Origin of the sequence: Streptomyces sp. NPDC051452 (assembly GCF_044454765.1) — a bacterium.
Lineage (GTDB): Bacteria > Actinomycetota > Actinomycetes > Streptomycetales > Streptomycetaceae > Streptomyces.
In genome coordinates, this window is the sequence record NZ_JBITEB010000011.1 from 266,838 (window position 1) to 289,850 (window position 23,013).

Sequence of the window (23,013 nt, forward strand, 5' to 3'; positions counted from 1 at the left end):
CCCGCCCCGCCCAGCGAAAACGCTTAGCCGGGGCGGCCGTTGGCGCCGCTCGCGCGCTCGGCTGGTGAGCCGGGGTCAGCGCAGCTTGCGCGCCACCTCGGTGGCCCAGTAGGTGAGGATGTTCCGTGCTCCGGCCCGCTTGATGCCGGTCAGGGTCTCGATGATGGCCCGGTCCCGGTCGATCCAGCCCTTCTCCGCGGCCGCCTCGATCATCGAGTACTCGCCGGAGATCTGGTACGCGGCGACGGGCACGTCCACGCTGTCCGCGACCCGGGCGAGGATGTCCAGATAGGGTCCGGCCGGCTTGACCATCACCATGTCGGCGCCTTCGGCAAGGTCGAGCTCCAGCTCCCGCAGGGACTCGCGCCAGTTGGCGGGGTCCTGCTGGTAGGTCTTGCGGTCGCCCTGGAGCGAGGACCCGACCGCCTCGCGGAAGGGGCCGTAGAAGGCGGAGGAGTACTTGGCGGTGTAGGCGAGGATCGCCACGTCCTCGCGCCCGATCTGGTCGAGCGCGTCCCGGATGACGCCGATCTGCCCGTCCATCATCCCGCTGGGGCCCACGACATGGGCGCCGGCGTCGGCCTGGACCTGGGCCATCTCGGCGTACCGCTCCAGGGTGGCGTCGTTGTCGACACGCCCCTCGGCGTCCAGCACCCCGCAGTGACCGTGATCGGTGAACTCGTCCAGGCACAGGTCGGACATGACGAGCAGGTCGTCGCCGACCTCGGCGCGCACGTCGCGCAGCGCGACCTGCAGGATGCCGTCCGGGTCGGTGCCGACGGTGCCCTGGGCGTCCTTGCCGGACTCCTCCGGCACGCCGAACAGCATGATCCCGGAGATCCCGGCCTCCACGGCCTCCAGGGCGGCCTTCTTCAGACTGTCCCGGGTGTGCTGGACGACACCGGGCATGGCGGCGATCGGCACGGGCTCGCTCACGCCCTCCCGGACGAACGCCGGAAGGATGAAGTCGGCCGGGTGCAGGCGCGTCTCGGCGACCATGCGGCGCATGACGGGCGAGGTGCGCAGCCGCCGGGGACGCGTACCGGGGAAGGATCCGTACTTCGTCATGCTTTCTACGCTACGCCCGCCGCGCCCCCTCCTTTGCCGACGCCCTGTCGGGCCGGTGACGGGAGTCACAGTCTGCCCGGTCACGGGCCCATAGGGGGTCCACAGACAGACCATTCACGCCATTCTCGGGCATAACGGCGCGCGGATACGAAGTCTTTGCGCTCCCCTGGGCATCCCTGGATCCTCCGTCCTCCCCAGCGTTCTACGCGCGTGGTGTCATGCACGCGCCACCCCCTCCCGGTGCTCACCCCAGGAGTCACGCATGCTGCGGAAGGCCCTCACCCGTGCGGCCGTCGTCGTCGCCGCCGGCACCGCCGTCGCCGTCACCGCCGTACCCGCGAACGCCGCCAGCTACTCGGCGTTCGCCTTCTCCCAGACCGGCAGCCAGCCCACGATCTACGACTTCGTCAACTCGGCCACCAGCACGCTCGACATGACCATGTACGAGCTGGAGGACACCACAGCCGTCAACGACCTCATAGCCCTGAAGAACAAGGGCGTCACGGTCCGGGTCATCCTCGACCGCCAGCACCAGGGCGCCAACAACCCGGCGTACACGTCCCTGAAGAACGCGGGCATAGGCGTGGTCTGGTCGTCCTCGGCCTTCGTCTACACCCATCAGAAGACGATCACGGTGGACGGCGTCAAGTCCCTGGTCATGACGGGCAATCTGACGTCCCAGTACTACACGACCAGCCGGGACTACGGCGTCTTCACCGACGACACCCGCGACGTCGCCGCCATCGAGAAGGTCTTCAACGCCGACTACACGGCGACGTCCGTCACCCCCACCGACGGTGACCACCTGCTGTGGTCCCCCACCGACTCCCGCAACCGCCTGGTGTCCTTCATCAACTCCGCGACCAAGACGTTGGACGTGGAGGAACTGGAGTTCAGCGACAGCACGGTGGTCAACGCGATCGTCGCCCGCGCCAAGGCCGGTGTGAAGGTCCGCGTCGTCCTGGAGAACCCCTCCAGCTACTCCAGCGAGGTCTCCGCCGTCAAGGCCGCCGGCGGCACCGTCGTCGGCTACTCCGACCCCAACGGCTTCTACATCCACGCCAAGGCGATGGTCGCCGACTACGGCCTGTCCACCCAGGAGGTGGAGGCGGGCTCCATGAACATCAGCAGCAACTCGCTCAGCAACAACCGCGAGCTGGGCATCATCCTGACCGGCACGGGCGTGGCCCAGCCGGTCGCCCAGACGGTCGAGACGACGTTCAACGGCGACTATGCGGGCGGTACGGGGGCCTGACCTCCACGAGCGGCAGGCGAACACCACCGATACCCGCCTGCCGCTCAACAGGCTCATGCAACGCACACACGCTCCTCTGGCACCGTCCAAGCGGTGCGGCAGTCACGGCAGCGGCCGGGGTGTGGGGCGCGGAAGGCGCGATCGCAGCCGTCGCAGTTCTGCAGGGGGGCGGACCGACCGCCGGCTCCGACCGGCTTCGCGGTGGACGGCGAGGCTACGGGACCCGGGGGGAGCGGTACCGGCCGCATCGCGTCGAGCCGATAAGCGAGCACACCGGCCGGGTGCGGCATGTGCACGGGAAGACCGGTGCTCAGAGCGTGGTGAACAGCGGCCTCCGTAGCCCCCGCCTCGAACCACGCGGTGACGGTGGGAGCGAGTCGGTCCACCTGCCGCTGGGAGAGGATGAGGCGGTCGTCGGTACGGCGCAGGCCCGCGAGGAGGGCTGCGGCCCGGTCGTACCGGGGGTCGCGTGGCCCGCTCGCTGTGGGCGTGGGCGTCGGGGTGGACGTGGGCGCGGGCGGTTCGGGCTCGGGCGGCTGCTGGGGAGGGACTTGGTCGTCCTCCTCGGGTGCTGCCTGGACGTCCGTACCTGCCATGGGCCGACGGTCGTGGGTACGGGGCGGGCGCCCGGCGAGACGAAGCGGTGTGGGAGAACCGGCATCTGCGGCAGGAGCAGGTGTGTGGTGGACGTACGTCCGCGTCACCAGGCGGCCCGACTCCGTGTGCTCGCGGACCCGCGCCAGATAGCCGTGCGCCTCCAGCTCGCGCAGCGCGGACGCGATCCGGTCCCGTCCCTCGGGGAAGCGGTCGGCGAGAGTCCGGATGTCCACCGGGGTGCCCTCGGGCACCGACAGGATGTGGGTCGCGAGTCCGATGGCGGTCAGCGACAGCTCGCGGTGCTGGGCGAGGTGGTTGCCGACGACCACGTAGTGTCCGGACTGGTACGTGCGTACGTGGGTGACACCGGAGTGGGTGGCGGATCGCCGAACATCCTGAATCGGGCGCAGGGCGGCGTTAGGCTTCTTCTCAGCCATGGGGAAGGTCCTTCTTCCTCGATGGTCAGGCCCTCGCACTGGGATGCCAGTCCCGGCGGGGGCCGATGCATGTGTGGGGTTGTGAAGCGACGAGGCGCATATGCCCCGGGCTGAGACTGCACGCCCGAACCGCCACTGCGCCAGCCGGACCGACCCGTTTCACCCGCGCGAGTGACCTGCACGGGGTTTGGTTTGGTTGGTTGGTTTTTTTCCCCGGGTTCTTAGGTCTTTTACGGCCCGCAGCCCCGGCCGCGGAGCCACCGCGTCACGCGTTCCCCGGCTCCGGTGCGACGTGGGCCGATGGCCCCGCCGTATCGATTTCGGCCCACACCGTCTTGCACGGCACCGGCCCCTGCCGCACGCCCCAGCGGTCCGCCAACTCCTCGATCAGCAGCAGTCCGTAGCCGGACTCGGCCGGCCCCGGGGCGACGGCCTGCGCAACGGGCAGTGCGTCGCCACGCGTATCGGTGACCTCGATGCGCAGGACTCCCTCGGCCGTCACCGCGAGCGCCAGCCGGAAGCCCCGCCCGAGCACCCGGCCGTGCAGCGCGGCGTTCGCCGTCAACTCGGCGACGATCAGCCGTGCCGGATCCAACGGCGTCCCCCAGGAGCGCAGTTGCTCCGTCGCGAGCAGCCGGCCGAGGCGGGCGCCGCGCCGGGTCGAGGAGAGCGGCACGCAGAACTGGCGCGCCGCGATGTGGAGGGTGGAGATTCGCTCGTTCACGTCACTCAGCGTGTCCACCCGTGCTTAGCCTGTGAAGAGGGGCAGCCCGTGCGGACGGAGGCTGTCCGTGCGGTGTCCGGGTGCGTCCGGGCCGTACGGGGTGAGTGGTGACGGGAGGACGGCTCAGGTGAGCGACTGGGATGCGGAGCTGGACGACGACGAGGCCGGGGCGGTGATCCGGACGGTCTCACGGCAGCTGAAGCTGTGGCGGGAGGCGGCCGGCCTCACCCAGGCCGAGTTCGGGGAGGCCATCGGGTACGGGGAGGAACTGGTCTCCTCGGTGGAACGGGGGCGGCGGATTCCCCGGCCGGAGTACCTGGACGCGGCGGACGAGGCGTTGGACGCTGGCGGGAGGATCGCCGCCATGAAGAAGGACTTGGCAGAGGTCCGGTATCCGAAGAAGGTGCGGGACCTGAAGAAGCTGGAGGCGGATGCGGTCGAGTTGTGCGCGTACAACAACTCCGTCGTCCATGGGTTGTTGCAGAGCGAGGCGTACGCACGGGCGGTGCTCAGCGCCCGCCGCCCACCTTTCACCGCCGACCAGTTGGAGCAGCAGGTAGCGGCCCGCGTGGCACGGCAGGAGATCGTCAACGACACCACGGCCCGCCCTGTCTTCAGTTTTGTGCAGTGCGAGTCGACGCTCCGTCGGCCCATCGGAGGCAAGATGGTGATACGCGGACAACTCGAACGACTGTTGGAGGTTGCCGGGTTCCGCAATGTCGATCTCCAGGTGCTGCCCTTGCGCCGGGAGGAGAACTCGGGACTCGACGGACCGTTCAGATTGCTCCGGCTCAAGGACGGCACCACGGTTGGCCACACCGAGGTGGTGCACATCAGCCGTGTGATCACCGAGCCCAAAGAGGTGCAACTCCTGGACATCCAGTATGGAATCATCCGGGCACAGGCTCTCAGCCCAGGGGAGTCGACGGCCCTCATCGAGAAAGTGCTTGGAGAGACATGAAGCTGGAGTGGATAAAGAGCAGCTACAGCACGTCCAGCGGCCCCGACTGCGTAGAGGTGGCCACCCCCGACGAGACCCACATCCTCGTCCGCGACTCCAAGAACCCCACCGGCCCCCGCCTCGCCCTCACCCCCGACGCGTGGGCGACCTTCCTGCCGTACGCCTCCGGGCGCTGACACACCAGCGAAGGTGCCCTCGCCCGATCGCCGCAGGCCGCTTGCCCGGCGGATAGCCGTGCTTGCGCAGCAGACGCAGCACTCGGGCCATGATCCGCGGTCGGGCTGATGAAAACTGGCCCCCTGGGGGGGTGCGTGCCCCACGCGAACGCCCCGCCGTTTCCCGAGTGCAGGGACGGCGGGGCGTCGGAGTTGCCCCGTAAACCGCTGAGCAGGACTACGTCGTGGACCGGCGCCTTCGCGCCCCCGGGCGGCGTTCGCTCGGCCGGGTGACCGGGTCGCCGGCCTCCAGCGCGGCGGCCCGCCGCTTCAGACCGAAGGCGGCCAGCGCCTCGGCCAGCTTGTGCACGGACGGCTCGGGAGCCATCACGTCCACCCGCAGACCGTGTTCCTCGGCCGTCTTCGCCGTGGCCGGGCCGATGCACGCGATCACCGTGACGTTGTGCGGCTTGCCGGCGATGCCCACCAGGTTGCGCACGGTGGACGACGACGTGAAGAGCACCGCGTCGAAACCGCCGCCCTTGATCGCCTCCCGCGTCTCCGCGGGCGGCGGCGAGGCGCGCACCGTCCGGTAGGCCGTGACGTCGTCGACCTCCCAGCCCAGCTCGATCAGACCGGCGACCAGGGTCTCCGTGGCGATGTCCGCGCGGGGAAGGAACACGCGGTCGATCGGGTCGAAGACCGGGTCGTAGGGCGGCCAGTCCTCCAGCAGACCGGCGGCCGACTGCTCACCGCTCGGCACCAGATCGGGCTTCACGCCGAAGGCGACCAGCGCCTTGGCCGTCTGCTCGCCCACCGCGGCCACCTTGATGCCCGCGAAGGCACGGGCGTCCAGGCCGTACTCCTCGAACTTCTCGCGCACCGCCTTGACCGCGTTCACCGAGGTGAAGGCGATCCACTCGTAGCGGCCGGTCACCAGGCCCTTGACGGCGCGTTCCATCTGCTGCGGGGTGCGCGGGGGCTCCACCGCGATCGTCGGGACCTCGTGCGGCACCGCGCCGTAGGAGCGCAGCTGGTCGGAGAGCGAGGCCGCCTGCTCCTTCGTGCGCGGCACGAGGACCTTCCAGCCGAACAGCGGCTTGGACTCGAACCACGACAGCTGGTCGCGCTGGGCGGCTGCGGAACGCTCACCGACCACGGCTATGACCGGCCGGCCGCCGTCCGGCGACGGCAGCACCTTCGCCTGCTTCAGCGTCTGGGCGATCGTGCCGAGCGTCGCCGCCCAGGTGCGCTGGCGGGTCGTCGTACCGGCGATCGTCACCGTCAGCGGGGTGTCCGGCTTGCGGCCCGCCGAGACCAGCTCGCCGGCCGCGGCCGCCACGGAGTCCAGCGTCGTGGAGACGACGACCGTGCCGTCCGAGGCGCCCACCTCCGTCCAGCAGCGGTCGGAGGCGGTACGGGCGTCCACGAACCGGACGTCCGCGCCCTGCGGGTCGCGCAGCGGCACACCGGCGTACGCGGGCACACCGACGGCGGCCGCCACACCCGGTACCACCTCGAAGGGCACACCGGCCGCGGCGCAGGCGAGCATTTCCTCGGCCGCGTACGTATCAAGTCCCGGGTCCCCGGACACCGCACGGACGACCCGCCTGCCGCCCCGCGCGGCCTGCATGACAAGATGAGCGGCATCCCTGGCAGGGGTCGGGGCAGCGACGGGTGTTGACGTGCCGTCAACCACCGTCAGCTGCGGCGTGCCCGTGCCAGGCGGTGACACCGAGGAGGAGTCAGCGTCCATCGGCACGATGGAGACGCCCTGTCGGGCGTGCGTCCGGATGACGTCGAGCACCTCGTGCTCGGCGACCAGGACGTCCGCGTTCGACAGCGCCTCCACGGCGCGCAGGGTCAGCAGTCCCGGATCCCCGGGTCCGGCACCGAGGAAGGTGACGTGCCCGTGTTCCGGACCGGCGGGAAGGGTGGTGGGGCTCACAGTGCTCGCTCCCCCATCAGACCGGCCGCGCCCTGGGCGAGCATTTCGGTGGCGAGTTCGCGACCGAGTGCCATCGCCTGCTCATGCGTCTGGGGCACGGAACCGGTGGTGGACAGCTGCACCGTACGAGTGCCGTCGGTCGTGCCGACGACGCCGCGCAGGCGCATTTCCTTGACAATCTGCATGCCGACCCGGGGGTTCCCCCGCTCGAGCGGGGCCGAGAGTGGGGACAGGTCGGCCAGCGCGCCCACAGGGGCGCTGCACCCGGCCTCCAGGGCGGCGAGCAGTGACCGTTCGGCGGTCACGGCGACCCGTGTGAACGGGTCGTCGAGCTCGCCGAGCGCCGCGATGAGTTCCGCGTGGTCCGCGGCACACTCGATCGCCAGGGCCCCCTGGCCGGGGGCGGGCAAAACCGTGTCGACCGACAGGAAGTCGGTCACCTCGTCGATCCGGCCGATCCGGTTCAGTCCGGCGGCGGCCAGGACGACCGCGTCCAGCTCGCCGTCCCGGACGTATCCGATCCGGGTGTCGACGTTGCCGCGGATCGGGACCGTCTCGATGTCCAGGCCGTGGGCGCGGGCGTATCCGTTCAGCTGGGCCATGCGGCGCGGGGAGCCGGTTCCGATCCGGGCCCCGCGCGGCAGGTCGGTGAACTTCAGCGCGTCCCGCGCGACGATCACGTCCCGGGGGTCCTCGCGCACCGGTACGGCGGCCAGGACCAGTTCCTCGGGCTGCGTGGTCGGCAGGTCCTTGAGCGAATGAACCGCGAAGTCGACATCGCCCCGCACCAGCGCGTCGCGCAGCGCCGTCACGAAGACGCCGGTGCCACCGATCTGCGCCAGGTGCTCGCGCGAGGTGTCGCCGTACGTGGTGATCTCGACCAGCTCGACGGGCCGTCCGGTCACCCGGCTCACGGCCTCGGCCACCTGCCCGGACTGGGCCATGGCGAGTTTGCTGCGCCTTGTCCCCAGCCTCAAAGCCTTCTCACTCATGCCGGTCGGTCCTTCTCGTCTGTGCTGTCCACGGCCCGGGAGACGGCGGCAACCGTCTCGGGGTCGAGGTCGAACAGGGTGCGCAGCGCGTCCGCGTACCCGGCACCGCCGGGCTCGGCCGCGAGCTGCTTGACCCGTACCGTCGGCGCGTGCAGCAGCTTGTCCACGACCCGGTGCACGGCCTGTCGGATCTCGCCGCGCTGGCGTTCGTCCAGGCCGGGCAGGCGGCCGTCGAGGCGCGCGATCTCCCCGGCGACGACATCGGCGGCCATGGTGCGCAGCGCCACCACGGTCGGCGTGATGTGCGCCGCCCGCTGTGCCGCCCCGAAGGCCGCGACCTCGTCGGAGACGATACGCCGCACCTGGTCGACGTCGGCCGCCATCGGAGCGTCGGCGGAGGCTTCCGCCAGCGACTCGATGTCCACCAGGCGCACCTCGGCCAGCCGGTGCACGGCGGCGTCGATGTCGCGGGGCATGGCCAGGTCGAGGAGGAAAACGCGGGGTGCCGGGCGCGGGACCCCGGCGACCGGCTCGGGCTTGCGGTGCTCGGGGATGCGGCCGAAGGTGGCCGCGGCCGCGGCGAGCGCGGTGATCAGCTCGGCGTCCGCCTCGGGACTCCGGCGCTCGCGCCGGTCCACCGTGCCGCCCGCGGCCCACGTCGCGTGCTGTTCGAGGGTGGCCGCGTCCATCCCGGCCACGGCGGCCTCGCCCATGACGGAGAAGCCGGGCTGTACGGCGGCCAGGTCCAGCGGGCAGTTGTCGTCGCCGGCAGCGGCCGGCGGCAGCGGCGCCTTGGGCTGCTCGGTCGTACGGGCGCTGTCGGGGAGTTCGGCGGCGGCCTGTCCGGTGCGGCCCTCGACCGCCTGCACGACCGTCTCCGCCGTGAGCACCAGACCCGTCGCCCCGGTACAGGAGACGACGACGTCGGCACGTGTCAGCTCGTCCGGCACCGCGTCCATCGGTACCGCGCGGGCCGCCACCGCCGTGTCGTCGCCCTCGGTCAGGATCCGGGCGAGCCGCTCGGCGCGCTCGAAGGTGCGGTTGGCCACGACGACCTCGCCGACCCCGGCCCGCGCGAGCGTGGCGGCGGCCAGCGACGACATCGACCCGGCGCCGATGACCAGCGCCGTCCTGCCCTCGGCCCAGGTGGCGACCTCGGCGCCGGCGGCCAGCTGCTCCAGGCCGAAGGTGACCAGGGACTGTCCGGCGCGGTCGATCGCGGTCTCGGTGTGGGCGCGCTTGCCGACCCGCAGGGACTGCTGGAACAGGTCGTTCAACAGGCGTCCGGCGGTGTGCAGCTCCTGCGCCCGGGCCAGGGAGTCCTTGATCTGTCCGAGGATCTGACCCTCGCCGACGACCATCGAGTCCAGGCCGCAGGCCACCGAGAACAGGTGGTGGACGGCCCGGTCCTCGTAGTGCACGTAGAGGTAGGGGGTCAGCTCGTCCAGTCCGACCCCGCTGTGCTGGGCGAGCAGCGTGGACAGCTCGGCGACACCGGCGTGGAACTTGTCCACGTCGGCGTACAGCTCGATGCGGTTGCAGGTGGCGAGCACCGCGGCCTCGGTGGCGGGCTCGGCGGCGACCGTGTCCTGCAGCAGCTTGCTCTGGGCGTCCGCGCTCAGCGCGGCCCGCTCCAGCACGCTGACCGGGGCGCTGCGGTGGCTGAGGCCCACGACGAGAAGGCTCATGCCGGCATCACGGCGGGTACGTCCCCGTCGGGTCCCTGGTCGGTGGAGTCGGGGCGGGTGGTGGCCGCGGGCCGGGCGCCGGCGCCGGCCGCGGTCTCCTCGCCGGCCTTGCGCTGCTCGTGGAAGGCGAGGATCTGCAGCTCGATGGAGAGGTCGACCTTGCGCACGTCGACACCGTCGGGGACGGTCAGCACGGTCGGCGCGAAGTTCAGGATCGAGGTGACCCCGGCGGCCACGAGCCGGTCGCAGACAGGCTGGGCGGCACCGGCCGGGGTGGCGATCACACCGATGGAGACCCCGTTGTCCTTGATGATCTTCTCGAGGTCGTCGGTGTGCTGGACGGGGATGCCCGCGACCGGCTTCCCGGCCATCGCGGGGTCGGCGTCGATGAGGGCGGCGACCCGGAAGCCGCGGGAGGCGAAGCCCCCGTAATTGGCCAGCGCCGCGCCGAGGTTACCGATACCGACGATCACAACCGGCCAGTCCTGGGTCAGACCGAGTTCACGGGAGATCTGGTAGACGAGATACTCCACGTCGTAGCCGACACCGCGCGTTCCGTAGGAGCCCAGGTAGGAGAAGTCCTTGCGCAGCTTGGCGGAGTTGACCCCCGCCGCCGCGGCCAGCTCCTCGGAGGAGACCGTGGGGACCGAGCGCTCCGACAGTGCGGTCAGGGCTCGGAGGTACAGCGGAAGCCGGGCGACGGTGGCCTCGGGAATCCCTCGGCTACGGGTCGCCGGTCGGTGTGTTCGGCCAGTTGCCACGGTGCTCCTGCGGGTAGAGCGGGGCTGCAGGCGGTCATACGTCCCCAGACCGCCCCGTCCACAGCAGGCTATGTCTTTGTGAACGCGTGCACAAAGATGGTGTCCGATTTGCCGGGCAGAAGTGACCGGGGTCACGCACCTTTCGCACCCACGGCGGGAACCGGCACATACGCACCGACGTTCCTTCGTTACTGGGGGCAAAACCGCACACTCTCCTCACGATTCCCGCCCCCGAGACCAATCTGCCGTCGATCCTAAGCGACTTTCCGGCCCAGTTTGGACTAGTCGGTCAGTGCCCGGCGCAGTCGCTGCTCGTTCACGCGCCAGAAGGTGTGCTGTTCACCGTCGATCAGCACGACCGGGATCTGCTCCCAGTACCGCTCGTGCAGCTCCGGGTCCTCGGTGATGTCCCGCCGCTCCCAGGGCACGCCGAGGTCGTCGCAGACCTTGACGACCACCAGCTCGGCGTCGTCGCACAGATGGCAGCCGGGTTTGCGGACGAGGGTGACCAGCCGTTCGCGCGGCTCGGTCCTGCGTCGGAAAAGGGGCGTCATACCGGCCATTCTCGCGCGTTCGGCGCCCCCGTTCCGGTCGTCTTCGCGCACATCCTCGACGACGCGGTCGTGCAGAGTTCACACCCTTCCCACCTCTCGTCTCCGGAAGCACGGAACGGACTGGCTATGCTCACGACATGGCCGCTCTCGGATGGCTCACCCCCCGTAGGCGCTCCGCCACGGCGCGGAGCGTGTTGGCAGGCGAGGCCTCGGCGGAGGCTGCCCGCAAGTCCTCGCAGGAGGCACCGAAGACCGCGCGGGTCGCCGCGGAGGAACCGGTCTTCCCGGTGATCGGCGACGACAAGGCGGCCGCCTTCTTCGACCTCGACAACACCGTCATGCAGGGCGCCGCGCTCTTCCACTTCGGCCGCGGCCTGTACAAGCGGAAGTTCTTCGAGACCCGCGACCTGGCCAGGTTCGCCTGGCAGCAGGCGTGGTTCCGGCTGGCCGGCGTCGAGGACCCCGAGCACATGCAGGAGGCCCGCGACTCGGCCCTGTCCATCGTCAAGGGCCACCGGGTGGCCGAGCTGGAGACGATCGGCGAGGAGATCTACGACGAGTACATGGCCGACCGCATCTGGCCCGGCACCCGCGCCCTGGCCCAGGCCCATCTGGACGCGGGCCAGAAGGTGTGGCTCGTCACCGCCGCCCCGGTGGAGATCGCCCAGGTCATCGCCCGCCGACTCGGTCTGACCGGCGCCCTCGGCACGGTCGCGGAATCGGTCGGCGGCGTCTACACCGGCAAGCTGGTGGGCGAACCGCTGCACGGGCCCGCGAAGGCGGAGGCGGTCCGCGCCCTGGCCGCGGCGGAGGGGCTCGACCTCACCCGCTGCGCCGCCTACAGCGACAGCCACAACGACATCCCCATGCTGTCCCTGGTCGGCCACCCCTACGCCATCAACCCGGACGCCAAGCTACGCAGGCACGCCCACGAGAAGGACTGGCGGCTGCGCGACTACCGCACGGGCCGCAAGGCGGCGAAGGTCGGCATCCCGGCGGCGGCCGGCGTCGGCGCGGTCGCCGGCGGCACCGCGGCCGCCATCGCCCTGAGCCGCCGGCGTCGCTAGGTCCTGTCTGACAATTCGCGTCGTCGCCCGAAGGGCGGCCGCGCGGCGTCAGGTGCGTGCTCTCGCCGTGCCGGCCCCAGGCCCTCGTACTGGACGTACTCGGGTCTGGGGCCGGTGCGGCGAGTGGGGGTCCCCCCGGCCGAAGGCTGGGGGAGCGTGCATGGCGTCGCGCGGCAGACGCGAATTGTCAGACAGGGCCTAGCCCCCTGCGACGCCCCGGGCCGCCTTCCTCCGCCTTCTTCCCGCGCGCCCGAATTATGCCGCGGCCATTTCAAGACGTCCCCTACTTCACCGAAAAGCGCCGCTTTCCGTTCAGCAACCGATCACTATCAGGCACTTGATGGCGCCTCAATCGGCTACAGAAGCGACGCAATCGATAGTTTGAGCAACTCGGTGTAGCAGGGCCTGCACGAAGCGTTATTCTCCTCAGACGCAAACCGGTACCCCTCCGTCGCTACGACGGGTGAACGGTCCCGCACTGCACGTGATGGAAGCTCTGCCTCTGGGAGTCCCGTGTACCCACACGTCGGGGTTGACGCCTCGGGCCTGGCTACGCTGCGCGCAACGGTCGCAACCGTCAAAGAGACGCTGCGCGGCTTCGTCCCGACCGCGTACGCCATCCCCGCCTTCGCCGCCGCCGCGCCCGCCGGTCCGTGCTACGCACTGGCCGACGGCAGCGCCGCGGTCGGCAGACGAGGGCGCTCCGCCGGCGCCGCCACCACCCGCCGCCCCGCCGCGGACAGCGACAGCGCGCGGATGATGGACCTCGTCGAACGCGCCCAGGCGGGGGAGGCCGAGGCCTTCGGGCGCCTCTACGACCAGTACAGCGACACGGTGTACCGGTACATCTACTACCGCGTCGGCGGCCGGGCGACCGCCGAGGACCTCACGAGCGAGACCTTTCTGCGCGCCCTCAGAAGGATCGGCACCTTCACCTGGCAGGGCCGCGACTTCGGGGCCTGGCTGGTGACGATCGCCCGCAACCTCGTCGCCGACCACTTCAAGTCCAGCCGCTTCCGCCTCGAGGTGACCACCGGCGAGATGCTGGACGCCAACGAGGTCGAGCGCTCCCCGGAGGACTCCGTCCTTGAGTCCCTGTCGAACGCCGCCCTCCTGGACGCCGTACGCAGGCTCAACCCGCAGCAGCAGGAGTGCGTGACGCTCCGCTTCCTCCAGGGCCTCTCGGTCGCCGAGACCGCCCGGGTGATGGGCAAGAACGAGGGGGCCATCAAGACCCTCCAGTACCGTGCCGTGCGCACCCTCGCCCGGCTCCTGCCGGACGACGCGCGCTGATCGGGGCCCCGGGCCGCCACACAGGGCAACGTCCAACTCACGGTGCGTGAGAGCGCGTTGCCCGTTCCGAGCCGATCCTCCGCCGTCCGTAACCCAAGTGCCGCGCCAGTCGTTGTGCGGGATACAGGCTCCCTGTGGTCACGTCCTGGCCGACCCTGATCGCTCGATCGTGTGGAAGTGGTCGTGGGCGTGCAACCCTCAGGACCCCCTGGGGAGTCGACCGTCATGACGAGAGGAGGTGCCGCCAGTGATCGCGAACGTATCGGCGCACCGGCGGGCGAACGCCTTCGCCCAGACCCTGGAGGAGCAGTCCGACCGGGATACGGCGGCCGAGCGGTCCTCAGCACCGGCGGAGTCACCGCCGACCGCCGAGGAGCGGACCGAGCTGGGCGCGCTGCTGTCCCTGACGACGGGTCTCGGCGCGCTGCCCAAACCGCAGCTCGACCCGGAGGTCAAGGTCGTCCAGCGCGCCCAGCTGGTGGCCGCGATGGAGGCCATGCTCCTGGAAGGGACCGGGGCGGCGAACGCGTCGGTACCGGAACAGCGCTCCCACCGGGCCAAGGGCGCGCACCGGGCGAGCCCGCTGGGCAAACTCCGCCCGCGTTCCAGGCTGACCAAGGGGCTCGCCGCGGGCGGGCTGAGCGTCGGTGTGGCCGCCGGGGCCTTCGGCGGGGTCGCCGCCGCCAGCTCCCACGCGCTGCCCGGAGACTCGCTCTACGGCCTCAAACGCGGCATCGAGGACTTCAAGCTCAACTACCTGGCCGACGGCGACGACCAGCGCGGCCAGAACTACCTCGACCAGGCCTCCACCCGGCTGAGCGAAGCCCGTCGGCTGCTGGAGCGCGGCCGCGGCGGGCACCTCGACCACGAGTCCATCGGTGAGATCCGCCGCACCCTGTCCGGGATGCGGCACGACGTCACCGAGGGCCACCGGCTGCTGCACGCGGCCTACGAGGCCGACCCCGACTCCCTGGGCCCCATCCAGGCGCTGTCGTCCTTCTCCCGGTCCCATCGCGAGATGTGGAGCGCGCTCAGCGACAAGCTGCCCGTGCAGCTCGGTGACGTCAAACAGCAGGTGTCGTCGGTCTTCGACGCCATAGACGACGAGGTCGCCCCGCTGCAGTCCCTGCTTCCGCAGCCGTCGGCCCAGCCCGGCGACGGCAGGCGGCACAGCGGATCCGGCTCGTCGCCCACCGGCTCAGCCGGCACCCACCGGTCGGCGGCACCGAGCAGCCCGGGCGGCACCCCGTCCGCCGGCCGGCACTCGAGCACCGGCGACCCGAGCGGCCCGGCCACCGGCAGCAGCGGTGACGGCCTCATCGGCGGCGACACCGGCGGTCTGCTCGACCCGCCGAAGACCGGCACCGGCAGCGGTACGCCGTCCGTCATCAAGCCCCCGACGAGCGCACCGGACGTCACCCTTCCGCCGCTCCTGCCCGGCCTGCTGCCCGGCCTGGGCATCGACGGCGAGGACGCGAACTGACGTCACGCCTACGACAGTGGGGGCGCCCCTCCCGAGCGGGGCGCCCCCATCGTCGTGGGCGCGGTGGACGGCGGCGGACGCCTGACGTCAGAAGAACACCGACCTGCGCTGCACCAGGAGTTTGTACAGCGTGTGCTGGATCTGCTCGCGGACCTGGTCGGTCAGATTGAACATCAGCATCGGGTCCTCGGCCGCCTCCGGCGGATAGCCGTCCGTCGGGATCGGCTCACCGAACTGGATCGTCCACTTCGTCGGCAGCGGGATCGCGCCCAGGGGGCCCAGCCACGGGAAGGTCGGCGTCAGCGGGAAGTACGGGAAGCCCAGCAGCCGGGCGAGCGTCTTCGCGTTGCCGAGCATCGGGTAGATCTCCTCGGCCCCGACGATCGAGCAGGGGATGATCGGCGCGCCCTGGCGCAGCGCGGTGGAGACGAAGCCGCCGCGGCCGAACCGCTGGAGCTTGTAGCGCTCGCCGAAAGGTTTCCCGATGCCCTTGAAGCCCTCCGGCATCACCCCGACCAGCTCGCCCTGTTCGAGCAGCCGCTCCGCGTCCTCCGCGCAGGCCAGGGTGTGCCCCAGCTTGCGGGCCAGCTCGTTGACCACCGGCAGCACGAAGACCAGGTCGGCCGCCAGGAGCCGCAGATGCCGGTCGGCCGGGTGGTGGTCGTGCACCGCGACCTGCATCATCAGACCGTCCAGCGGCAGCGTCCCGGAGTGGTTGGCGACGATCAGCGCCCCGCCCTCGGCCGGGATGTTCTCGATGCCCTTCACCTCGACCCGGAAGTACTTCTCGTACACCGGCCGCAGCAGCGACATCAGGACCTGGTCGGTCAGCTCCTCGTCGTAGCCGAAGTCGTCGACCTCGTACTCCCCGGTCAGCCGGCGCCGCAGGAAGGCCAGCCCGGCCGCCACGCGCCGATCCAGGCCGTCGTCCCGGCCGTCCCGCCCCACGGCGTCCGGCGGCTCGGGCGACTCCCGCTCGCGGCTCACCGTCCCATCCTCGCGCGCCTGCCCCCGGCCCGGCAGGGGCTGGACCTCGCCGACCCCGGCCTCACCGGCCCCGCGCCGCCGGCTGCCCGTGCTCCGGCGCCGCGCCGGGCGCTGGGCCGCGCCGCCGCGGGAGCGGTCGTCGTCGAAGGGAATGACCTTGGCGTCCGCCATCGTTGCTGCGCTCCTCAGTTGGCGCTGTGCGTCGGGGGCCGGCCGGTGCCCGGCACGGCCAGCGTGGCGATCCGGTCCACGGCCCCCGCGAGGGCCTCCGGCGGCAACAGGCCGGGACCCTGGCCGTGGGCGAAGTCCGCGAACGTCTCCGCCGTCGTGTACCTGGGCGTGAAGCCCAGGGTCTCGCGCATCTGGACGGTGTCCACGACCCGTCCGTGGGTGAGCAACCGGATCTGCTCGGGTGAGAAGTCCGTCATCCCCAGCGTACGGAACAGGGACCCGGCCCAGGTGACCGCGGGCAGCGGCAACGGCACGGTGGGGCGGCCCAGCCGCCGGGAGCACTGCGAGAGCAGCAGCGCGCCGTCCCCGGCGATGTTGAAGGTGCCGCTGTTGAGGGTGCCCCGGCGCGGCTCGTGCGAGGCGATCCGCAGGACCTCGACGACGTCGTCCTCGTGCACGAACTGCAGCCGTGGGTCGTAGCCGAACACGGTCGGCAGGACCGGCAGGGCGAAGTACGAGGCGAGCGGGGTGTCCGCGGCCGGACCGAGGATGTTGGCGAACCGCAGCACGCACACCGCGACGTCCGGCCGGCGCCGGGCGAACCCGCGCACATAGCCCTCGACCTCGACGGCGTCCTTCGCGAAGCCGCCGCTGGGCAGGGACTTCGCCGGGGTCGTCTCGGTGAACACGGCCGGATCGCGCGGCGCCGAGCCGTACACGTTCGAGCTGGACTTCACCACCAGCCGGCGCACGGTCGGCGACTTCTGGCAGGCGCCGAGCAGTTGCATGGTGCCGATGACGTTGGTCTCCTTGACCGTGGCCCGGCTGCCGCCGGCCAGCGCCGTGCCCGTGACGTCCATGTGCACGACCGTGTCGGCACCGGTCTCGGCGAGCACCCGGGCGATGGTCGGCTGCCGGATGTCGGCCTGGATGAAGTCGGCGCCGCCGAGATGGTGCTCGGGCGGCACCGCGTCCACGGCGACCACCCGGTCGACCTCCGGGTCCCGCTGGATCCGCCGCACGAACCGGCCGCCCAGCTGTCGGGCCGCTCCGGTGACGAGCACGACCTTCGCCAAGATCAGCGCCTTCCTTCCCGCGTTACCGGTATCCCGCGTTCCCCGTCTGCGGCCAACTTAGCGGGTCGGTGTTGCGCTGGGGTGACCGCCCGATGCGCGAGGTGACCGAATGTCCCCCATCGGAATGTGCCGGGTGACGAGGGAGAGGCCCCCGAACACGCCTGTGGCCCCCCACCCTTGTAGGTGGGGGGCCACAGGTACACGCCTCGGCGGCGCCGCTTACTTCTTGTTGCGACGCTGAACGCGCGTGCGCTTGAGCAGCTTGCGGTGCTTCTTCTTGGCCATCCGCTTGCGCCGCTTCTTGATAACAGAGCCCACGACTACCCTCGCTCACTTCTCATCACTCGGTTGTTTGGGCGCCATGGGCCCACACGACCTACGAGGGGCTAGCCTACCCAACCGAGCGCCGAGGTCGTAATCGAGGGTTCTCCGGGGCTCATGCGGCGGCCCAGTCAGGCCGTTTCCACCCCCACATAGCTGTCGCGGAGGTACTCGTGTACCGCTTGCTCCGGGACACGGAAGGACCGCCCCACCCGGATCGCGGGCAGATGACCGCTGTGCACCAGCCGGTACACGGTCATCTTCGACACTCGCATCACCGTGGCGACCTCCGCCACGGTAAGGAACTGAACCTCGTTCAGAGGCCTCTCGCCTGCAGCCATGACACACCTGAACCTTCCGCACTCGACGGCCACCGGCTTCCCCTTCCGGTGACTCTTCGTCGTTGCGCGCTCACTCCCCAATGTAGGGGCGGGTGATGCGAGTGGGGAAGAGGTGCACCGATCCCCGCCCTACTGTGACAGACACGCTCGTTTGAGCACGTAGCGGGTGAGTGGGCCGTAGTGATCGGAGCGTGCCCCGTCGTCAACCGGAACGGTGACGGCCACGTTTCCCTCCGCCTCGCCCACGAACGGCGCGGGATCGTCGGTGTCGGCCAGCCCGATCGCCTCAAACCCCAGCTGACCAGCGCCGCAGACCCATCCGTGGTCCCCGACGACCAACTCCGGGAGCGGCCCTCCACACTGCGCGGCGGCATCGAGGGCGACCCGAACCGGCAGGGGCGAATGGCTGTGGACACCCGGCTCACCACCGGGGCGCTCGGCCGCCGGTTCCCGCACCAAGGCAACCCCTCGTACGTAGTCGAGGCGGTACGTGCGTAGACCGAACCGGGTCAATATGTCGACACAGCGACCCTGCGCCGGGGTGAGTACCTCACACCCCCTCGCCGAGAGCGCGTACGCCAAGGCGGCGTAGAAACCGAGCAGCCGCCGCGGGTGCCCGGTGCCGAACAGCACGGGCGCGCCTCGCCGGGCCGCCCCGCCGACCCGCTCCGCGAAGGCGTCCAGCGCCGCCAGCGTCCGCTCCGGGTCGATCACGTCCGGACCGGACGTGTGCCGGGGATCGGCCGAGACCCCGCATCTGTCGGCCATCAGCGCGAGGAGGTCCCGCTGCTCCCACGGCCGCCGCGGATCGATCCCGATCAGGGCGCGCGGATCCCGGGCCGCGAACAGCCGATAGCTCCGCAGGCTGTCCTCCCGCGAGGTCCGCACGGTCCCGGCCAGCCGCGTGGCCAGCAGATGCGCACGAAGCTCGTCGCGGGTCGACACGGGTGCGATGGTGACGCACGGCCGTAGCGGGCGAGGCCGGAACGGGGGAAGTTCCCACGGTCGGCCTAACGCGGCGGACGACACCCCGGCACCGGCCCTGACACCGGCCCCATGCCGGAGCCGGGCCCGCACAGGGCGGCTAGGGCAGCAGCCCTCGCAGCGGGAAGACCGCCCGCCGGGTGGCCAGCACGGCCTGGTCCACACGGTCGGCGGGGTCGTACCCCGACTCCCACGACGCCCACTGAACCGGCCAGCGGCCGTCGGTCATCCGCTGCGGCCCCAACTGCCGCGTCCGCGCGAACACCTGCCGCCGCCACTCCTCGGGGGTCAGCGTCTCCGGAGCGACCGGCCACCCCGCCGCGATCCCCACCAGATGCGTCCACGACCGCGGTACGACGTCCACCACCGCGTATCCACCCCCGCCCAGCGCCACCCACTTGCCCCCGGCGTACTCGTGCGCCAGCTCGTGACACGCCATCTGCACCGCCCGCTGCGCGTCCAGCGACACCGCGAGGTGCGCCAGCGGGTCCTCGAAGTGCGTGTCGGCCCCGTGCTGTGAGACGACCACCTGTGGCCGGAAGTCGGCCAGCAGCTCCGGCACCACCGCGTGGAACGCCCGCAGCCACCCCGCGTCCCCGGTCCCCGCCGGCAGGGCCAGGTTCACGGCCGCTCCCTCGCCCGCCCCCGCACCGGTCTCCTGCGGCCACCCGGTCTGCGGGAACAACGTACTCGGGTGCTCGTGCAGCGAGATCGTCAGAACCCGGGGGTCCTCCCAGAACGCCGCCTGCACCCCGTCGCCGTGGTGCACGTCGACGTCCACGTAGGCGACCCGCTCGGCCCCCAGTTCCAGCAGCCGGGCGATCGCCAGCGCCGCGTCGTTGTAGACGCAGAACCCCGAGGCGCCCCCCGGCATCGCGTGGTGCAGTCCGCCCGCGAAGTTGACGGCGTGCTCGGCGTCCCCCCGCCACACCGCCTCCGCGGCCCCCACCGACTGCCCGGCGATCAGCGCGGACACCTGGTGCATCCCGGCGAACGCGGGATCGTCGACCGTACCCAGCCCGTACGCCCCGAGGGCCCCCGCCGGATCGGCGGACGCGGCCTTCACGGCGTCGATGTAGTCCTCCCGGTGGACCAGCCGCAGCGTCGACTCCCCCGCCGGTTTCGCCGCGACGACCTCCATCCGCCGGTCGAGCCCGAAGGCGTCCACCAGTTTCCGGGTCAGCTCCAGCCGGACCGGATCCATCGGATGATCCGGGCCGAAGTCATAGCCCGTTACTGCCTCGTCCCACATCAGCTGTGCGCGGCCGCTCATGCCCGCCACCGTATCGGTCCGGTTGAGCGGCGAACGACCTGGCGTACACCAACGTCACCAGCACCAACACCATCGGCACAAGCATGGCGCCGCGGTAGCTCCAGGCGTCCCCGACCGCCCCCACCAACGGCGAACCGACGAGGAAACCCACGTAGTTGAAGATGTTCAGCCGCGCCACCGCCGCGTCCGACGCCCCCGGGAACAGCCGGCCCGCCGCCGCGAACGTCTGCGGCACCAGAACACACAGTCCGAGGCCCAGCAGCGTGAACCCGAGCATCCCGACCCACGCGCCGGACGCCGACGCCACCACCGCGAACCCACCGGCCGCGACCAGCGCCCCGAGCCGTACGACCGCCGCGGCCCCGAACCTGCGGACCCCGAAGTCCCCGATGGTCCGCCCCACCAGCGTGGTCACCATGTACACGTTGTACGGCAGCGTCGCCAGCTGCTCCGAACTCCCCAGTACGTCCTGGAGGTACTTCGCGCTCCAGTTGGAGACGGTCGAGTCCCCGATGTACGCGAAGGTCATCACCAGGCACAGCGGCAGCAGCAGCTTGAAGACGACGCCCCCGCCCCGCTCACCGTCCGCCGTGACGGGCACCGCGTCCCCGTCGACGTACCACCGGCTCGCCACCAGCGTGGCCGGCAGCAGCACCGCCACCACCGGCAGGTACGACACCCACAGCTGAAGCTGCCAGTGCGCCCCCGCCCAGGCCAGCGAGGCCCCGACAATCCCGCCCAGGCTGTACGCGGCGTGGAAGCTGAGCATGATGCTGCGCCGGTACGTGCGCTGAAGGCTGACGCCGAGCATGTTCATGGAGGCGTCCAACGCCCCCACCGCCAGCCCGAAGGCGCCGAGCGCCACCGCGACCGCCGCCAGCTGCCCATGCCCGCCGGCTCCCGCTCCGAGCAGCGCCAGCAGTACGACGGGCTGGGACCAGCGCAGCAGCCTGCTGGGCCGGACCCGCTTCACCAGGTGCTCGGTGGTCACACTGCCGACGCCGGCGAGGATCGGCACGGCGGCCAGGAAGACCGGCAACAGCGCGTCGGAGATGCCGTACCGGTCCTGGATGGCCGGGATGCGCGTCACGAGCAGGGCGAAGGTGACGCCCTGGGCGAAGAAGCCGAACGCCAACGAGGCCCTACCGCGCCGCAGCACATCAGTCATGGCGGCGAGCGTAGGGCCCCGGGCTACCTGTGGGTAGATCGAGCCAAAGATGAGTTTCATTCAGCTCTCCCACGAGGGGAGGTCAGGCGGCGACGGCGACCTCGGGCTCCTCGACCGGGGCCGCCCCGGCCTCCGCCTCCGCGGTGAGCAGCTCCTCCATCGGCCCGACGGCCAGCCCGCCGCTGATCACGAAGGCGACTCCCATCGCCCCGATCATGATGACCGTGCCCAGCCACACCATGGTGTCCACGGGGATGGTGTACGCGCCCACGGCCCGGGCGACGCACTCGGTCAACAGCACCAGACCCCAGACGACGGAGAACGCCTTCTCCTTACCGCGGAAGGCCGCGGATCCGGCCGCCGCACCGGACGCCAGCCGCTCCCAGGCGGCTTCCCTCGCCGCGTCGCCCTTGACGAGGAACGGCTTCATACCGGCGGTCATCATCGGCTTCCCGAGCCGGACGGAGACCAGGATCCCGATGGCGACGGTGCTGCTGATCCCACTGTCCTTGGCCAGCATCAGCCGGGGGTCGCCGGAGACGAAACTCAAGCCCAGCGAGACGACGTTGACGGCGAGGATGAGGCCGGCCAGCGCGTTGGTCCTGCGCTCCCTGACCAGGCTCCACACGGTCCGCGCCGCCGGCACCACACTGCTCCAGGCGAGCGCGGCGAAGGTGCTCATCCCGAAGCCGCCCTTGAGGAGGTAGTACGAGCCGAGCGGCACCGCCAGGTCGACGATGAGCGGCTTGAAGTTGTCCAGCACGCTCGGATTCTGCCTGCGCTGGTCGTTCCGGCCCTGGGCCCCCGTGTTCTTCCTCATGACCTCAGCATCGCCTGCGCCGGGGGCCGGCCGGTAGGAACGATCGTCCGGACGACCGCGTGACAAATGTCAGGCCCGGCCGATGGCTCGGGTCATACCAGCAGGTCGGCCAACTCACCCATGGTCGTGAACAGTTGGTTCGCCCCGGCGAGCCTGGACGCCGGCGTCATCGTGGTGAACCCGTACACGTCCATCCCGGCCGCGACGGCCGCCTGGACGCCCAGCGGGGAGTCCTCGACCACCAGGCACGCGTGCGGGGCGACCCCCATCCGCTCGGCCGCGTACAGGAACAGATCGGGGGCCGGCTTGCCCCGCCCGACGTCCTGCGAACTGAAGATCCGCTCTTCGGTGAACCACCGGTCGAGCCCGGTCGTCCGATGCCCGACCCTGATCCGCTCGTGGCTCCCGGAGGAGGCCACGCAGTACGGCACTCCGTCAGCGGCCAGTTTCTCCAGCACCCCGGCGACACCTGCCACGGGCTGCAACTCCCGCTCGAAGGCGGCGAAGACGCGGGCGTGGAAGACGTCGTCGAAGTCGTCCGGCAGCCGCCGGCCGGTTCGTTCGAACACGAGATCGTGGATCCGGTGCATCGCGGACCCCATGTAGTCCCGTATCGACTCCTCGTATGTCGTCGGATGCCCCAGCTCGGTCAGCGAGGCGGCCAGCAGCCGGTTGGAGATCGGCTCGCTGTCCACCAGGACACCGTCGTTGTCGAAGATGATGAGGTCGTAGCGCATGCGTCGACAATAAAACAGGGCGATAGGCCCTGAACGCAGAAAACCCCCGCATCTTTCGATGCGGGGGTTTTCCCAATATTTGTTCGGCGGCGTCCTACTCTCCCACAGGGTCCCCCCTGCAGTACCATCGGCGCTGTGAGGCTTAGCTTCCG

Annotated in this window: 23 protein-coding genes; 6 read left to right on the forward strand and 17 right to left on the reverse strand. The window is 70.9% G+C overall.

Translation table 11 applies throughout. The annotated features are described in order from the left end of the window. Nucleotides 1–75: 75 nt before the first annotated feature. Nucleotides 76–1,068 (reverse strand): porphobilinogen synthase, encoded by a 993-nt coding sequence (gene hemB, locus ACIBA9_RS25385; RefSeq protein ID WP_399366391.1) that lies wholly within the window; start codon nucleotides 1,066–1,068, stop codon nucleotides 76–78. 262 nt (nucleotides 1,069–1,330) lie between these two features. Between hemB and ACIBA9_RS25390 the strand changes: the two genes are divergently transcribed. Beyond that, nucleotides 1,331–2,323, forward strand: coding sequence for a phospholipase D-like domain-containing protein (locus tag ACIBA9_RS25390; RefSeq protein WP_399366393.1), 993 nt, complete (start codon nucleotides 1,331–1,333; stop codon nucleotides 2,321–2,323). A 53-nt stretch (nucleotides 2,324–2,376) separates the two neighbouring features. Here ACIBA9_RS25390 and ACIBA9_RS25395 read toward each other — a convergent pair whose 3' ends face one another. Together ACIBA9_RS25395 and ACIBA9_RS25400 are read right to left on the reverse strand one after the other, a co-directional pair. Further along, the gene (locus ACIBA9_RS25395; protein WP_399366395.1) at nucleotides 2,377–3,357 is read right to left on the reverse strand and encodes a helix-turn-helix domain-containing protein; all 981 of its coding nucleotides are present in this window, start codon (nucleotides 3,355–3,357) and stop codon (nucleotides 2,377–2,379) included. A gap of 265 nt (nucleotides 3,358–3,622) precedes the next feature. Further along, nucleotides 3,623–4,090 (reverse strand): ATP-binding protein, encoded by a 468-nt coding sequence (locus tag ACIBA9_RS25400; RefSeq protein WP_399366438.1) that lies wholly within the window; start codon nucleotides 4,088–4,090, stop codon nucleotides 3,623–3,625. 118 nt (nucleotides 4,091–4,208) lie between these two features. Here ACIBA9_RS25400 and ACIBA9_RS25405 point away from each other — a divergent pair, with 118 nt between their 5' ends. Together ACIBA9_RS25405 and ACIBA9_RS25410 are read left to right on the forward strand one after the other, a co-directional pair. Continuing rightward, nucleotides 4,209–5,042, forward strand: a complete 834-nt coding sequence (locus ACIBA9_RS25405) for a helix-turn-helix transcriptional regulator (RefSeq protein WP_399366397.1) — start codon at nucleotides 4,209–4,211, stop codon at nucleotides 5,040–5,042. Continuing rightward, nucleotides 5,039–5,218, forward strand: a complete 180-nt coding sequence (locus tag ACIBA9_RS25410; RefSeq protein WP_399366399.1) for a DUF397 domain-containing protein — start codon at nucleotides 5,039–5,041, stop codon at nucleotides 5,216–5,218. The genes ACIBA9_RS25405 and ACIBA9_RS25410 overlap by 4 nt, the downstream gene beginning before the upstream one ends. 217 nt (nucleotides 5,219–5,435) lie before the next feature. Here the strand turns inward: ACIBA9_RS25410 and ACIBA9_RS25415 are convergent, their stop codons facing one another. From ACIBA9_RS25415 to ACIBA9_RS25435, 5 genes are all read right to left on the reverse strand, one after another. After that, nucleotides 5,436–7,145 (reverse strand): uroporphyrinogen-III synthase, encoded by a 1,710-nt coding sequence (locus tag ACIBA9_RS25415; RefSeq protein ID WP_399366401.1) that lies wholly within the window; start codon nucleotides 7,143–7,145, stop codon nucleotides 5,436–5,438. Then, nucleotides 7,142–8,137, reverse strand: a complete 996-nt coding sequence (hemC, locus tag ACIBA9_RS25420) for a hydroxymethylbilane synthase (protein WP_399366403.1) — start codon at nucleotides 8,135–8,137, stop codon at nucleotides 7,142–7,144. The genes ACIBA9_RS25415 and hemC overlap by 4 nt, the downstream gene beginning before the upstream one ends. Continuing rightward, complete coding sequence (locus ACIBA9_RS25425; protein WP_399366405.1) at nucleotides 8,134–9,825, reverse strand: glutamyl-tRNA reductase; 1,692 nt, start codon at nucleotides 9,823–9,825, stop codon at nucleotides 8,134–8,136. The genes hemC and ACIBA9_RS25425 overlap by 4 nt, the downstream gene beginning before the upstream one ends. After that, entirely contained in the window at nucleotides 9,822–10,586 is a 765-nt protein-coding gene (locus tag ACIBA9_RS25430) for a redox-sensing transcriptional repressor Rex (RefSeq protein WP_362165596.1), read from the reverse strand. The genes ACIBA9_RS25425 and ACIBA9_RS25430 overlap by 4 nt, the downstream gene beginning before the upstream one ends. Before the next feature lie 281 nt (nucleotides 10,587–10,867). Beyond that, nucleotides 10,868–11,140, reverse strand: coding sequence for a glutaredoxin family protein (locus tag ACIBA9_RS25435; protein WP_362165597.1), 273 nt, complete (start codon nucleotides 11,138–11,140; stop codon nucleotides 10,868–10,870). Between the two features lie 137 nt (nucleotides 11,141–11,277). Here ACIBA9_RS25435 and ACIBA9_RS25440 point away from each other — a divergent pair, with 137 nt between their 5' ends. From ACIBA9_RS25440 to ACIBA9_RS25450, 3 genes are all read left to right on the forward strand, one after another. Then, entirely contained in the window at nucleotides 11,278–12,207 is a 930-nt protein-coding gene (locus tag ACIBA9_RS25440; protein ID WP_399366408.1) for an HAD family hydrolase, read from the forward strand. A 513-nt stretch (nucleotides 12,208–12,720) separates the two neighbouring features. Beyond that, entirely contained in the window at nucleotides 12,721–13,500 is a 780-nt protein-coding gene (locus tag ACIBA9_RS25445) for an ECF subfamily RNA polymerase sigma factor, BldN family (RefSeq protein WP_362165600.1), read from the forward strand. Between the two features lie 247 nt (nucleotides 13,501–13,747). Continuing rightward, complete coding sequence (locus tag ACIBA9_RS25450; protein WP_399366410.1) at nucleotides 13,748–14,983, forward strand: DUF5667 domain-containing protein; 1,236 nt, start codon at nucleotides 13,748–13,750, stop codon at nucleotides 14,981–14,983. A gap of 87 nt (nucleotides 14,984–15,070) precedes the next feature. Here ACIBA9_RS25450 and ACIBA9_RS25455 read toward each other — a convergent pair whose 3' ends face one another. The 9 genes from ACIBA9_RS25455 to ACIBA9_RS25495 form a co-directional block, all read right to left on the reverse strand. Then, nucleotides 15,071–16,141 carry a lysophospholipid acyltransferase family protein gene (locus tag ACIBA9_RS25455; RefSeq protein ID WP_399366412.1) on the reverse strand — a complete coding sequence of 357 codons (1,071 nt, stop codon included), beginning with the start codon at nucleotides 16,139–16,141 and terminating at the stop codon, nucleotides 15,071–15,073. A 14-nt stretch (nucleotides 16,142–16,155) separates the two neighbouring features. Then, complete coding sequence (locus ACIBA9_RS25460) at nucleotides 16,156–17,217, reverse strand: NAD-dependent epimerase/dehydratase family protein (protein ID WP_399366414.1); 1,062 nt, start codon at nucleotides 17,215–17,217, stop codon at nucleotides 16,156–16,158. A gap of 219 nt (nucleotides 17,218–17,436) precedes the next feature. Beyond that, nucleotides 17,437–17,535: a 30S ribosomal protein bS22 gene (locus ACIBA9_RS25465; protein WP_003948845.1), complete on the reverse strand. Its 99-nt coding sequence runs from the start codon at nucleotides 17,533–17,535 to the stop codon at nucleotides 17,437–17,439. Nucleotides 17,536–17,669: 134 nt separating this feature from the next. Then, complete coding sequence (locus tag ACIBA9_RS25470; protein ID WP_362165604.1) at nucleotides 17,670–17,879, reverse strand: helix-turn-helix domain-containing protein; 210 nt, start codon at nucleotides 17,877–17,879, stop codon at nucleotides 17,670–17,672. Nucleotides 17,880–18,008: 129 nt separating this feature from the next. After that, complete coding sequence (locus ACIBA9_RS25475; RefSeq protein ID WP_399366416.1) at nucleotides 18,009–18,824, reverse strand: phosphatase; 816 nt, start codon at nucleotides 18,822–18,824, stop codon at nucleotides 18,009–18,011. Between the two features lie 139 nt (nucleotides 18,825–18,963). Next, complete coding sequence (locus ACIBA9_RS25480; RefSeq protein WP_399366418.1) at nucleotides 18,964–20,136, reverse strand: acetoin utilization protein AcuC; 1,173 nt, start codon at nucleotides 20,134–20,136, stop codon at nucleotides 18,964–18,966. Then, the gene (locus ACIBA9_RS25485) at nucleotides 20,087–21,304 is read right to left on the reverse strand and encodes an MFS transporter (RefSeq protein ID WP_399366420.1); all 1,218 of its coding nucleotides are present in this window, start codon (nucleotides 21,302–21,304) and stop codon (nucleotides 20,087–20,089) included. Before ACIBA9_RS25485 ends, ACIBA9_RS25480 begins: the two co-directional genes overlap by 50 nt. 82 nt (nucleotides 21,305–21,386) lie before the next feature. Further along, complete coding sequence (locus ACIBA9_RS25490) at nucleotides 21,387–22,124, reverse strand: VC0807 family protein (RefSeq protein ID WP_399366422.1); 738 nt, start codon at nucleotides 22,122–22,124, stop codon at nucleotides 21,387–21,389. 92 nt (nucleotides 22,125–22,216) lie between these two features. Next, entirely contained in the window at nucleotides 22,217–22,861 is a 645-nt protein-coding gene (locus ACIBA9_RS25495; RefSeq protein WP_399366424.1) for an HAD family hydrolase, read from the reverse strand. Between the last annotated feature and the right edge of the window lie 152 nt (nucleotides 22,862–23,013).

Bases quoted from the DNA above. Each gene is read 5' to 3' on its own strand.
- hemB (WP_399366391.1), bottom strand. From the start codon at position 1,068: ATGACGAAGTACGGATCCTTCCCCGGTACGCGTCCCCGGCGGCTGCGC.
- ACIBA9_RS25390 (WP_399366393.1), top strand. From the start codon at position 1,331: ATGCTGCGGAAGGCCCTCACCCGTGCGGCCGTCGTCGTCGCCGCCGGC.
- ACIBA9_RS25395 (WP_399366395.1), bottom strand. From the start codon at position 3,357: ATGGCTGAGAAGAAGCCTAACGCCGCCCTGCGCCCGATTCAGGATGTT.
- ACIBA9_RS25410 (WP_399366399.1), top strand. From the start codon at position 5,039: ATGAAGCTGGAGTGGATAAAGAGCAGCTACAGCACGTCCAGCGGCCCC.
- hemC (WP_399366403.1), bottom strand. From the start codon at position 8,137: ATGAGTGAGAAGGCTTTGAGGCTGGGGACAAGGCGCAGCAAACTCGCC.
- ACIBA9_RS25425 (WP_399366405.1), bottom strand. From the start codon at position 9,825: ATGAGCCTTCTCGTCGTGGGCCTCAGCCACCGCAGCGCCCCGGTCAGC.
- ACIBA9_RS25435 (WP_362165597.1), bottom strand. From the start codon at position 11,140: ATGACGCCCCTTTTCCGACGCAGGACCGAGCCGCGCGAACGGCTGGTC.
- ACIBA9_RS25440 (WP_399366408.1), top strand. From the start codon at position 11,278: ATGGCCGCTCTCGGATGGCTCACCCCCCGTAGGCGCTCCGCCACGGCG.
- ACIBA9_RS25455 (WP_399366412.1), bottom strand. From the start codon at position 16,141: ATGGCGGACGCCAAGGTCATTCCCTTCGACGACGACCGCTCCCGCGGC.
- ACIBA9_RS25470 (WP_362165604.1), bottom strand. From the start codon at position 17,879: ATGGCTGCAGGCGAGAGGCCTCTGAACGAGGTTCAGTTCCTTACCGTG.
- ACIBA9_RS25480 (WP_399366418.1), bottom strand. From the start codon at position 20,136: ATGAGCGGCCGCGCACAGCTGATGTGGGACGAGGCAGTAACGGGCTAT.
- ACIBA9_RS25485 (WP_399366420.1), bottom strand. From the start codon at position 21,304: ATGACTGATGTGCTGCGGCGCGGTAGGGCCTCGTTGGCGTTCGGCTTC.
- ACIBA9_RS25490 (WP_399366422.1), bottom strand. From the start codon at position 22,124: ATGAGGAAGAACACGGGGGCCCAGGGCCGGAACGACCAGCGCAGGCAG.
- ACIBA9_RS25495 (WP_399366424.1), bottom strand. From the start codon at position 22,861: ATGCGCTACGACCTCATCATCTTCGACAACGACGGTGTCCTGGTGGAC.